Below are 12,465 nucleotides of genomic sequence, written 5' to 3' on the forward strand. Positions count from 1 at the left end.
CCGCCGCAAACTCAGCGCCATAGCGCCCCGCACACAAATCCGGGCGGTGCAGGCGCTCGTTCAAACCCTGCATCAGCCCGGTTTCCACTGACTCATAGGCGGCGCCGGGGTCATTGACGCCATGCAAAAAAATCACGATACCGGGCATATCCCGAGGGATGGCGATCAGTCGATCACCCGGTCGATTAGGGACAAGCCGACTGCGTAGTTCGGCGATAACACTGTAGTTGGGGTCGCTCATGCCTTAGCTCCTTTGAAGGCGGCCATCAGCCCACCTCACGGGGATTCGATGTCCGGTTCGTACTGATTCAACACCTGCTCAAACGCAGTGCTGCCGGTGTATTTGAGCTTGAGCCGTTGCAGTTCAGCGTCCGTGCCTCGGCATTGCTGGTTGATGTCGTCGATGGCCTGCGATTGCTCATCACCTTGGTCGGGGATTTCGCCACGCAAGTGGTCGCACAGGTCCCGCTGTTGAACGAATTCACTGATATCGCTGGGCATTTGTTCCGATCCGCAAGCCACTTGAGTCAATGCGAATAACAGCACTGCCGCTACTGAGAAATGGGTAGTCATGGGTTACTTTCCATCCGTCGACCAATGCGGTTTGTCTCGGTCGCCCCGCAGAAATTTGATAACGCCGTAGGTCTTCCCCACAGCGTGCAACTCAAGGTTCATTTCGGTTCGAGGTTCGGTATTGATGATCACCGCAGTACCTGATGGCGGCTCGCCAGCCGGGCGCGCAGTTCACCGGCGGTGTCATCGAACAGCAACTCGTTATAGCCGCCGCCCTTGTGCTCTTTGGTCTTGATCCCGGACAGGGCTTGGTTGGCGGGCAATTGCCCAGTTCCCCCCACGTCGCTGAAGCGTGGCGAGTGGTGGCTGCTGTTGTAGACAGCCCCGGTAATCAACGGCCGGTTGATGTCACCTGCGATAAAACTCACCACCACTTCCTGACCGATGCGCGGCATGAACTGGTGGCCAAAACCGTCCCCGGCGCTGGGCTGGGCCACCCGCAGCCACGCGGTGTCTTGCGCATGCTGCCGGGCGCTGTCGTGCTCATCAGGCTGTTGGCGTTGCCAATGAAAGCGCACTTTCACCCGCGCCCACTCATCGGTGTACACCTCGCCCAACGCTAGATCGCCCACCACGACGGCAGTCAGAGGCCCCGCCACCACTGGGCGTGGCGTCAAGCATTGGGGGCGGTAGGGAATGTCGCGACGAATGCTGGAAAAGCTGTTGCGGTAATCCGCTTTGTCTTCGTTGAGGTAGTTGTTGCGCCCCTGATGTTGGACGCCTAGCAGCAGAAACTCCCTGGCGTACAAATGATGGCGCTGGGCCGGCGCCCCCTCATGCCGGGGATGCTCTGTCAGGGTGAAGGTGTAGCCCGGCTCCATGGCGCGACAGTTGCTGACACCGCGAAAAGTCTTACTCAGCACATGCAAGGCATCGCGGTGGCTGTCGAGCCGATGCTTGGCCTCGCGTTCATCGCCAGCGCTGTATTGCCCTGAAAAGGCGTAGCGCTCCAGTGGCACGGAGCCACTGGCGGGTGTCAGTAGCGCTGTAGACACGCGATCCCACTGGCCCACCTGTTTGTAATCGAACGTGCCAGCGCTAACGGCATCGGGTTGCCGTACGCGCTGGGCGGTCCATTCGCTGATGGTGTCGGCATGGGTCGGGATCGAGCCCTGGAGGTACGCAATCACCGGTTGTTGTGGCAGTGGCGAGAGCCCACGGCAGTCATCGCGCACCACCAGCGTGTGCCCTTGCGCTGTGTGCTCGAAGTAGAACAGCCAGCCCTCTTCTTCCAACAAACGGCGTACGAAGTGCTCGTCGGTTTCATTGAACTGGGTAATACAACTGTGGGTTCGCAGGGGCAGATCCTGCTGAAGATCGAAGCGCAACACCGCCAATGCGCCGTAATGGGCGAACACCGTGCGCAGTACATCCACCACCGTGCGCTCTTGAAAAATACGGGCATCAACCCGCTGCCCCAAATACCAAAGCCATGGGCTCAGTGTCGCGCAGTAGTGGCTCAAGCCACCGTCATTCTTCAAGTGGCTGAAGGCAGTGATATGGCCATGAATGCAGCGGTGGGTACCGTTGGCCAGTTCGATTTCAAGCAACGCGCCTTGGTCGATCAGGGTCTTGAGTTCAATACGTGGATCAGGGCTCAGTAACGCCAGATCGAAGCTGAACGGTTGCGATATCGCTTCACTGCCACTGAAGCTGTCCAGCAGTAATTCATGCTTGGGTTCAGTGTGGACGGTCAGCTTTATCAAACGCTGTTTTTGCGCGCTGAGAAGTGATGCGGGGGTGATGAGCATGCTGGCCTCTTCTTATGCTGAGGACGGCGAACGTTCATCGATAGGGAGAGGGGCTACCCATTCGCCTGACCGCGCGAATTTGAGCATGGGAAAAGGAAAACGACATGTCGGACGCAAGCCACCGACAAGTAGGAGCACTCCGAAAACACGGCATATCGGCTGGCAGCAGTTGCCAAGACAACAGCACTGAGGGTAGGCGCCACGCACCGTCCTTAACCATTTAAGTAAAAAAAAACCGCGCCCTTGGGACGCGGTTTTTTTCGTTTCGCTGCTGGCGTTAGAGCCTCAGCTCAACGCCATCAGTGGTTCAGGGCGAAGTCTTTTTCTGCCGCATCGAAGCGCTGGATCATGCCCGCGGTTGGCGCGCCGGCCTTGCTCACCAGGTAGATGGCGAGGCTGGCGAAGATGAAGCCCGGGATGATTTCGTACAGGCCCAGCAGCTCGAAGTGTTTCCACACGATCACGGTGATCGCGCCGACCAGGATACCGGCCAGTGCGCCGTTGCGGGTCATGCCTTTCCACAGTACCGAGATCAGCACAACCGGGCCAAAAGCGGCACCGAAGCCGGCCCAGGCGTAACTCACCAGGCCCAGTACGCGGTTTTCCGGGTTGGCGGCCAGGGCGATAGCGACCAGTGCAACCACCAGCACCATGGCACGACCGACCCATACCAGCTCGACCTGGGAAGCGCTTTTACGCAGGAAGGCTTTGTAGAAGTCTTCGGTCAGGGCGCTGGAGCACACCAGCAACTGGCAGCTCAGGGTACTCATCACGGCCGCCAGGATGGCCGACAGCAGTACACCGGCAACCCATGGGTTGAAGAGGATTTTCGCCAGTTCGATGAACACACGTTCGTGGTTCTCGGTCACAGGGCCGGCCACTTCCGGGTGCGCCGAGAAGTAGGCGATACCGAAGAAACCAACGGCCACGGTGCCGCCCAGGCACAGGATCATCCAGGTCATGGAGATGCGACGGGCATTGGCGATCGACTTGACCGAATCCGCCGCCATGAAGCGCGCGAGGATGTGCGGCTGGCCGAAGTAGCCCAGGCCCCAGCCCAGCAGGGAGATGATGCCGATGAAGGTCGTGCCCTTGAGCATGTTGAAGTTGTCAGGGTTCTGCGCTTCGATCGCCAGGAAAGTGGTGTCCACGCCACCAGTGGCCAGCAGCACGATGATCGGCGTCAGCAACAGGGCGAAGATCATCAGCGTGGCTTGCACGGTGTCAGTCCAGCTCACCGCCAGGAAACCACCCACGAAGGTGTAGGCAATGGTCGCCGCAGCACCGGCCCACAGCGCGGTCTCGTAGGACATGCCGAAGGTGCTTTCGAACAGACGGGCGCCGGCCACGATGCCGGAGGCGCAATAGATGGTGAAGAACACCAGGATCACGATGGCCGAGATAATCCGCAGCAGGCCGCTTTTGTCTTCAAAACGGCTGGAGAAATAGTCCGGCAGGGTCAACGCGTCGCCGTTGTGTTCGGTCTGCACCCGCAGGCGACCGGCCACGAACAGCCAGTTGAGGTAGGCACCGATAATCAGGCCGATGGCGATCCAGCTTTCCGAAAGGCCCGACATATAGATGGCGCCCGGCAGGCCCATCAGCAACCAGCCGCTCATGTCCGAGGCACCGGCCGACAATGCGGTCACGACGCTGCCCAGGCTGCGGCCACCGAGGATGTAGTCAGAAAGGTTGTTGGTGGAGCGATAGGCCGCAAAGCCGATCAGGACCATTGCCGCGATGTAGATCACGAAAGTGATCAGGGTTGGATTACTTGCACTCATTGAGTTACGCCCTGGCTTTGTTTTTATGTAGCGGCGGCTTCTAGCCCTCCGCCAACGGATCACGTTTGACAGACGATTGCACGAGCCACGCATTTATGACCGATGTTTCCCCAGGAAAGCCATCGGCCGATGCACCGTTCTTTTGGTCCGGTTGCACCTTGGCCGCGAATGCTATGCAACAAAGCAAATAAGGTGCAACCAGTTTCTCGGGAATAAGTTGCACCTAGTCGGAAATAAATTTCCCATGCGGTTTTATGCTCCTTTTTGGAGCACAAAACGCCGCATTGCTAAGCCCAAATGCACCAAGGCCGTGCATCCTACACAGGCAGGAAAAATTTTCCTGACGAGCCGTCTATTATTCCGTCAAAAAAAGGGTTGCACCCGGTTGCACCTCTATCGGCTCGCCGCTAATCTTGCCGCCAGCTGATGCCACCGGTCGTGGCAAACATGAGGATAAAAATATGGCTACCACCACCCTTGGGGTCAAACTTGACGACCCAACCCGCGAGCGCCTCAAAGCAGCCGCGACCTCGATTGATCGCACGCCGCACTGGCTGATTAAGCAGGCAATTTTCAATTACCTGGAAAAACTCGAGGGTGGTGCAACCCTGACCGAACTCAGCGGTTTGACCGCCAAGGACGCAGACGACGCCGGCGAAGTGCAAGCCGACCACGCGCACCAGTGCTTCCTGGAGTTCGCCGAAAGCATCCTGCCGCAATCGGTATTGCGCGCCGCCATCACCGCCGCCTACCGCCGCCCTGAGCCCGAAGTGGTGCCGATGCTGATCGAGCAGGCGCGCCTGCCCGCCGCGATGGCCGAAGCCACCAACAAACTCGCCGCCTCGATTGCCGAAAAACTGCGCAACCAGAAGAGCGCCGGCGGCCGTGCCGGGATCGTGCAGGGCCTGCTGCAAGAATTCTCCCTGTCGTCTCAGGAAGGCGTGGCGCTGATGTGCCTGGCCGAAGCACTGCTGCGCATCCCGGACAAAGGCACCCGCGACGCCCTGATCCGCGACAAGATAAGCACCGGCAACTGGCAGCCGCACCTGGGCAACAGCCCTTCGCTGTTCGTCAACGCCGCCACCTGGGGCCTGCTGCTGACCGGCAAACTGGTCTCGACCCACAATGAAACCGGCCTGACTTCGTCCCTGAGCCGCATCATCGGCAAGAGCGGCGAGCCGATGATCCGCAAGGGCGTCGACATGGCCATGCGCCTGATGGGCGAGCAGTTCGTCACCGGCGAGACCATCGCCGAAGCCCTGGCCAACGCCAGCAAGTTCGAGGCCAAGGGTTTCCGCTATTCCTACGACATGCTCGGTGAAGCCGCACTGACCGAACATGACGCCCAGAAGTACCTCGCGTCCTACGAGCAAGCCATCCACTCCATCGGCAAGGCTTCCCATGGCCGCGGCATCTATGAAGGCCCGGGCATTTCCATCAAGCTCTCGGCCCTGCACCCGCGCTACAGCCGCGCCCAGTACGAGCGCGTGATGGACGAGCTGTACCCGCGCCTGCTGTCGCTGACCCTGCTGGCCAAGCAATATGACATCGGCCTGAACATCGACGCCGAAGAGGCCGACCGCCTCGAGCTGTCGCTGGACCTGCTCGAACGCCTGTGCTTCGAGCCGCAACTGACCGGTTGGAACGGCATCGGTTTCGTGATCCAGGCCTACCAGAAGCGTTGCCCGTATGTGATCGACTACGTGATCGACCTGGCTCGCCGCAGCCGTCATCGCCTGATGATCCGCCTGGTCAAAGGCGCGTACTGGGACAGCGAAATCAAACGCGCCCAGGTTGAAGGCCTGGAAGGCTACCCGGTCTATACCCGCAAGGTGTACACCGACGTTTCCTACATCGCCTGCGCACGCAAACTGCTCTCGGTGCCGGAAGTCATCTACCCGCAGTTCGCCACCCACAACGCCCACACGTTGTCGGCCATCTACCACATCGCCGGGCAGAACTATTACCCGGGCCAGTACGAGTTCCAGTGCCTCCACGGCATGGGCGAGCCTCTGTACGAACAGGTTGTGGGCAAGGTTTCCGAAGGCAAGCTGAACCGTCCGTGCCGCGTGTACGCCCCGGTCGGCACCCACGAAACGCTGCTGGCCTACCTGGTGCGTCGCCTGCTGGAGAACGGCGCCAACACCTCGTTCGTCAACCGCATCGCCGACCAATCCATCTCCATCCAGGAGCTGGTGGCCGACCCAGTGGCCAGCATCGAGCAAATGGCCACGGTGGAAGGCGGCTTCGGCTTGCCGCACCCGCGCATTCCACTGCCGCGTGACCTGTATGGCCACGAACGCGCCAACTCCGCTGGCATCGACCTGGCCAACGAACATCGCCTCGCATCGCTGTCCTGCGCCCTGCTGGCCACCGCCCATAACAACTGGAAAGCCGCGCCCATGCTCGGTTGCGCTGCCAGCAGCGAAACCCCGGCACCGGTGCTCAACCCTTCGGATCTGCGTGACGTGGTCGGCCATGTGCAGGAAGCCACCGTCGAAGACGTTGATAACGCCATCCAGTGCGCCCTCAACGCCGCACCTATCTGGCAGGCCACCCCGCCGGCCGAGCGCGCCGCGATCCTGGAGCGTGCCGCCGACCTGATGGAAGCCGAGATCCAGCCGCTGATGGGCCTGCTGGCCCGCGAAGCCGGCAAGACTTTCGCCAACGCCATCGCCGAAGTGCGCGAAGCCGTGGATTTCCTGCGTTACTACGCGGTGCAGGCGCGCAACGACTTCACCAACGACGCCCACCGCCCACTGGGCCCGGTGGTGTGCATCAGCCCGTGGAACTTCCCGCTGGCGATTTTCAGTGGCCAAGTCGCCGCAGCCTTGGCCGCCGGTAACCCGGTGCTGGCCAAGCCTGCCGAGCAAACCCCGCTGGTGGCCGCGCAAGCCGTGCGCCTGATGCTGGAAGCCGGGATTCCCGAAGGCGTGCTGCAACTGCTGCCCGGCCGTGGCGAAACCGTGGGCGCCCGCCTGGTGGGTGACGAGCGCGTCAAAGGCGTGATGTTCACCGGCTCCACCGAAGTGGCGCGCCTGCTGCAACGCAACATCGCCGGGCGCCTGGACGCCCAGGGCCGGCCGATCCCGCTGATCGCCGAAACGGGCGGGCAGAACGCCATGATCGTCGATTCCTCGGCGCTGACCGAACAAGTGGTCATCGACGTCGTCTCCTCGGCCTTCGACAGCGCCGGCCAGCGTTGCTCGGCCCTGCGCGTACTGTGCCTGCAGGAAGATTCTGCAGACCGCGTCATCGAAATGCTCAAGGGCGCCATGGCCGAATGCCGCCTCGGCAACCCGGAGCGCCTGTCCGTGGACATCGGCCCGGTGATTGACGCCGAAGCCAAGGCTGGCATCGACAAGCACATCCAGGGCATGCGCGATAAAGGCCGCAACGTGTACCAGGTCGCCATCGCCGACAGCGAAGAGGTCAAGCGCGGCACCTTCGTGATGCCGACCCTGATCGAGCTGGAAAGCTTCGACGAACTGCAACGGGAGATCTTCGGCCCGGTGCTGCACGTGGTGCGCTACAAGCGCAAAGACATCGACCAGTTGATCGAGCAGATCAACGCGTCGGGCTACGGCCTGACCCTGGGCGTGCACACCCGCATCGACGAAACCATCGCCAAGGTGATCGACAACGTCAACGCCGGTAACGTCTACGTCAACCGCAACATCGTAGGTGCCGTAGTGGGCGTACAGCCGTTCGGCGGCGAAGGCCTGTCGGGCACCGGCCCGAAAGCCGGCGGCCCGCTGTACCTGTACCGCTTGCTGTCGACCCGCCCTACCGATGCCATCGAACAATCGTTCGTACGCAGCGATGCGGCCAACGCCCCGGACATGCGCCTGCGTGAAGCCCTGCTCCAGCCGCTGACCGCCCTGCAAACCTGGGCCGACAGCCACAAACTGGCCGACCTGAGCGCCCTGTGCGTGCAGTTCGCGGCCCAGTCGCAAAGCGGCATCACCCGCACCCTCAACGGCCCGACCGGCGAGCGCAACAGCTACGCCATCCTGCCGCGCGAACACGTGCTGTGCCTGGCGGAAGTCGAAGGCGACCTGCTGACCCAACTGGCGGCCGTGCTGGCAGTCGGCGGTTCGGCAGTGTGGCCGGAAGGGGAGTTGACCAAGGCTGTGTTCGCACGTTTGCCCAAGGCTCTTCAGGCGAAGATCACCCTGGTGGCCGACTGGACCAAGGACGAAGTCACCCTCGACGCCGTCCTGCATCACGGTCACAGCGACCAGTTGCGCCAGGTCTGCCAGCAAGTGGCCAAGCGTGCCGGTGCCATCGTCGGCGTCCAGGGCCTGTCCCAGGGCGAAACCAACGTCGCCCTGGAACGCCTGGTGATCGAACGCGCCCTGAGCGTCAACACAGCGGCCGCGGGCGGCAACGCCAGCCTGATGACCATCGGCTAAACCGCACCAACACCGGGCCGCTGCAATGGCGGCCCGGTGTGCTTGAAAAACCTGTGGGCGCGCCGCCCGGCGCGCTCCCACACAGGTTCCGGCAACGTTTTTTAGGTGGCAGGTTAAGCCGCTGCTCTGCCCCACCATCACGCTCATCAATCATCCTGTTCAGCCCTTATTCACGCGCCTAGACTCGGTCCATTCCAAAAAAAGGTAGGCCGCCATGTCCGAGACGCTGCTCAGTTCCCGCAATCTGGCTTTCGAGCTGTATGAAGTCCTCGACGCCGAGGGCCTGACCCGGCGTGAGCGGTTCGCCGAGCACAACCGCGAGACGTTTGACGCCGCCATCGGCACTGCGCGCAGCATTGCCGAGAAGTTCTTCGCCCCGCACAACCGCAAGGGCGACGAGAACGAGCCGCGTTATGAGGACGGCAACGCAATCCTGATCCCGGAAGTCAAACCGGCGGTGGATGCCTTTCTCCAAGCGGGCTTTCTCAACGCCGCGCGCAGTTTCGAGGCCGGTGGCATGCAGTTGCCGACGCTGCTGTCGCAAGCCTGCTTCGCGCACTTCCAGGCCGCCAACGCGGCGTCCACGTCTTACCCGTTCCTGACCATGGGCGCGGCCAACCTGATCGAGAGCTTTGGCACGCCGGAGCAAAAACAGCGCTTCCTGCAACCGATGATCGACGGCCGCTTCTTCGGCACCATGGCCCTGACCGAACCCCACGCCGGCTCGTCGCTGTCGGACATCCGTACCCGCGCCGAACCGGCGGCGGACGGCACTTACCGGCTCAAGGGCAATAAGATTTTCATCTCCGGGGGCGACCATCCGCTGTCGGAAAACATCGTGCACATGGTGCTGGCCAAACTGCCGGACGCGCCGGCCGGAGTGAAGGGTATTTCGCTGTTTATCGTGCCCAAGTTCCTGGTCAACGAGGACGACAGCCTCGGCCCGCGCAATGACGTGCTGCTGGCCGGGTTGTTCCACAAGATGGGCTGGCGCGGCACCACGTCCACGGCGCTGAACTTCGGCGATAACGGCAACTGTGTCGGCTATCTGGTAGGTAAACCGCACCAGGGCCTGAGCTGCATGTTCCAGATGATGAACGAGGCGCGCATTGGCGTGGGCATGGGCGCGGTGATGCTCGGCTATGCCGGCTACCTGTATTCCCTGGACTATGCCCGCGAACGCCCGCAGGGGCGCCTGCCCGACAGCAAGGACCCCAACACCGCGCCGGTATCGATCATCCAGCACGCCGATGTGCGGCGCATGCTGCTCACCCAAAAGGCCTATGTGGAAGGCGCCTTCGACCTGGGCCTGTACGCGGCGCGGCTGTTCGATGACACCACCACGCTGGAAGGCGAGGCCGAGCGCAAGCAGGCCCAGGAACTGCTGGATTTGCTCACGCCCATCGTCAAGTCCTGGCCATCGGAGTTCTGCCTCAAGGCCAACGAACTGGCGATCCAGATCCTCGGCGGCCACGGCTACACCCGCGAATACCCGGTGGAGCAGTACTACCGCGACAATCGCCTGAACCCGATCCACGAAGGCACCCACGGCATCCAGTCCCTGGACCTGCTAGGGCGCAAACTGGCGCAAAACGGCGGCGCGGGGCTCAAGCAACTGATTCGCCTGATCGCCGACACCGGCGCGCGGGCCCAGGAATACCCATCACTCAACGCCTTGCGTGAACCGCTGGAACAGCTGGTGGCGCGCCTGCAAACGGTGACCCTGGGCCTGCTCGGCGACCTGGCCCAAGGCAAGGTCAACAGCAGCCTGGCCAACTCGGCGCTGTACCTGAAAGTATTCGGGCATACGGTGATTGGCTGGCGCTGGCTGGAACAGGCGATTCGCGCCGAGGAAGGCCTACTGCGCGGCACGGCAGCGGATATCGGCTTCTATAAAGGCAAGCTGCAAGCGGCGCGCTACTTCCTGACCTGGGAAGTGCCGGGTTGCCACCATGAACTGGCGATTCTCGAAGCGCGGGATGACACCTGCCTGGGGATGCAGGATGAGTGGTTTTAGTTGGATCGCACACGCTGGCAACTGACCACCCGCGCGCTGCGCCTTTTGCGCAGCGCGCCAGTCACCTAGATCACGGTGCCAGCTGTCAAAAATGTGCCCCGACAATCAGCTAGAGGCTCACGCTTCGCTGCCAATGGCCTTGGAAATCACCTCGACCGTGGCGCTGACCTGCTCTTGATAACGGTCCAGTTCCAGCTTGTGCTGCTTTTGCATTTCCAACTGCTGGGAGCACAGGTTCATCGCCGCCAGCACCAGCAACTTATCGCCGATCAGGGTCGGGTACTTGCGTTTGGTTTCGGCCAGCGCGGCCTTGAGCATCAGGGCGGCGTCCAGCAGGGTCTGTTCTTCCCCCGCGGGGGCCTTGATCGAGTAGTCCTCACCGAGAATGGAGACAACCTTGATTGCGTCTGGCCCCTGTCTCATGCGTTGCCAGGGCCTGCACTGACGCGCTCGACCAGCGCCTGGATACGCGCGGCGGTGGCGCCGTGTTTTTCTTCCTGCTCCATCAAGTTCAGTTGCAGGTTTTCGTTTTCGTCCTTGGCCTGGGCCAGTTCGGCGCTCAGGGTGCGGTTGCTGTCGGCCAGGGCCTGGTTCTGTTGCACCAGATCGCCGACCAGTTGCTCCAATTGACTGAGGGATGCTTCCAACATTTTGATTTCTCGGGCTTTTTCGAAGGGCGCGTACGATAAAGAAAAGTCACCACACACGCCAGGGTTATCCGGGTGCAAAGCCTTGATTTTCCTGGCGATGGACCGGCTTGCGAGCTTTACAGACTGCGATTAGCGCTTCTGGTTCCCCCCCTGGGGGGCTGCGACAAAACCGCACAGGCACTCAAGACTTTGCCTACATGACCGATAGGTCAGGATTCTGCCTTTTTTGCACCCTGCGCCAAGGCGAGCCTTTTGTCGGTAACTGTCATGTCTCTTCGCAATATGAACATCGCTCCGAGGGCGTTCCTCGGTTTTGCCATGATTGGCGCCCTGATGCTGCTGCTGGGGGTGTTTGCCCTCAACCAGATGAGCAAGATCCGCGCCGGCGGCGAAGACATCGCCCTGACCAGCGTGCCCAGCCTCAAGAGCCTGGACGAGTTCACCCAACTGACCCTGCGCCTGCGCGTGCTGTCCTATCGCCTGCTTATCAACCGCGAACCGGACGTGCAGCAAAAGACCCTGGAGCTGTTCGACCTGCGCAACCAGCAGATCGCCAGCGCCCAGCGCGACTACGTAAAACTCATCAACGGCGCCCAGGAACAGGCCGCCTACGACCAGTACGTGCAGCTCCTGGGCCAGTACCGCCAGCTCGAAGAGCGGATGAAAAACCTGTCGCGCAATGACCGGGTCGATGAGTTGCGCGAGTTGCTCAACACCGAGTTGTTGAACAATTCAGAGGCGATCAACAGCGTGCTCGCGCGCCTGATGGACATCAACACCGAGCAGACCCACGCCACCGACCAAAATGCCGCCGACCAGTACGACCACGCCTTCAACCTGGTGGTGGGCCTGTTGCTGGTGGCCAGTGCCCTGACGGTGTTGTTCGCCTGGCTGTTGACCCACAGCATCACTGGGCCTATCGCCAACGCCCTGAGCGCCGCCGAGGCCATCGCCGAGGGCAACCTGACCCAGCCGATCACGGTGGACGGCAGCGACGAGGCCGGCCGCTTGCTGCTGGCCATGGCGCGGATGCAGGAAAAACTGCGCGACACCCTGCAACGGATTTCCGGCTCGGCCACCCAACTGGCCTCCGCCGCAGAAGAGCTCAACAGCGTCACCGACGAAAGCGCCCGGGGCCTGACCCAGCAGAACAACGAAATCGAACAGGCCGCCACGGCGGTCAATGAAATGACCAGCGCCGTGGAAGAAGTGGCCCGTAACGCGGTGAGCACCTCTCAGGCGTCCAGCAACGCCACCACCTCGGCCAGCGACGGC

At 61.8% G+C, this 12,465-nt stretch carries 7 protein-coding genes and 2 pseudogenes; 3 read left to right on the plus strand and 6 right to left on the minus strand.

Annotated features, from left to right (window positions below; genetic code table 11):
* The 4 genes and pseudogenes from CKW13_RS22050 to putP all read right to left on the minus strand — a co-directional run.
* Nucleotides 1-241 (minus strand): annotated as a pseudogene (locus CKW13_RS22050) (hypothetical protein); the annotation flags it as partial.
* Nucleotides 242-276: 35 nt separating this feature from the next.
* Nucleotides 277-501 (minus strand): hypothetical protein, encoded by a 225-nt coding sequence (locus CKW13_RS22055; protein ID WP_095110894.1) that lies wholly within the window; start codon nt 499-501, stop codon nt 277-279.
* 200 nt (nt 502-701) lie between these two features.
* Nucleotides 702-2,324 carry a type VI secretion system Vgr family protein gene (locus CKW13_RS22065; RefSeq protein WP_095110895.1) on the minus strand — a complete coding sequence of 541 codons (1,623 nt, stop codon included), beginning with the start codon at nt 2,322-2,324 and terminating at the stop codon, nt 702-704.
* A 299-nt stretch (nt 2,325-2,623) separates the two neighbouring features.
* Nucleotides 2,624-4,108 carry a sodium/proline symporter PutP gene (gene putP / locus CKW13_RS22070; RefSeq protein WP_095110896.1) on the minus strand — a complete coding sequence of 495 codons (1,485 nt, stop codon included), beginning with the start codon at nt 4,106-4,108 and terminating at the stop codon, nt 2,624-2,626.
* Nucleotides 4,109-4,569: 461 nt separating this feature from the next.
* On the opposite strand from putP, the gene putA reads away from it, so the two are divergent.
* Both putA and CKW13_RS22080 read left to right on the plus strand, forming a co-directional pair.
* Nucleotides 4,570-8,523 carry a trifunctional transcriptional regulator/proline dehydrogenase/L-glutamate gamma-semialdehyde dehydrogenase gene (gene putA, locus CKW13_RS22075; RefSeq protein WP_095110897.1) on the plus strand — a complete coding sequence of 1,318 codons (3,954 nt, stop codon included), beginning with the start codon at nt 4,570-4,572 and terminating at the stop codon, nt 8,521-8,523.
* Between the two features lie 214 nt (nt 8,524-8,737).
* Entirely contained in the window at nt 8,738-10,540 is a 1,803-nt protein-coding gene (locus tag CKW13_RS22080) for an acyl-CoA dehydrogenase (RefSeq protein ID WP_095110898.1), read from the plus strand.
* Nucleotides 10,541-10,657: 117 nt separating this feature from the next.
* Here CKW13_RS22080 and CKW13_RS22085 read toward each other — a convergent pair whose 3' ends face one another.
* Nucleotides 10,658-10,963, minus strand: a complete 306-nt coding sequence (locus CKW13_RS22085) for a cell division protein ZapA (protein WP_095110899.1) — start codon at nt 10,961-10,963, stop codon at nt 10,658-10,660.
* Complete coding sequence (locus tag CKW13_RS22090) at nt 10,960-11,190, minus strand: hypothetical protein (RefSeq protein ID WP_095110900.1); 231 nt, start codon at nt 11,188-11,190, stop codon at nt 10,960-10,962. The genes CKW13_RS22085 and CKW13_RS22090 overlap by 4 nt, the downstream gene beginning before the upstream one ends.
* Nucleotides 11,191-11,523: 333 nt before the next feature.
* Here CKW13_RS22090 and CKW13_RS25065 point away from each other — a divergent pair.
* Nucleotides 11,524-12,180: pseudogene (locus CKW13_RS25065) on the plus strand (MCP four helix bundle domain-containing protein); the annotation flags it as partial.
* Nucleotides 12,181-12,465 lie beyond the last annotated feature (285 nt).

The organism is Pseudomonas sp. Irchel 3E20, from assembly GCF_900187645.1.
In the GTDB taxonomy this organism is placed as follows: domain Bacteria; phylum Pseudomonadota; class Gammaproteobacteria; order Pseudomonadales; family Pseudomonadaceae; genus Aquipseudomonas.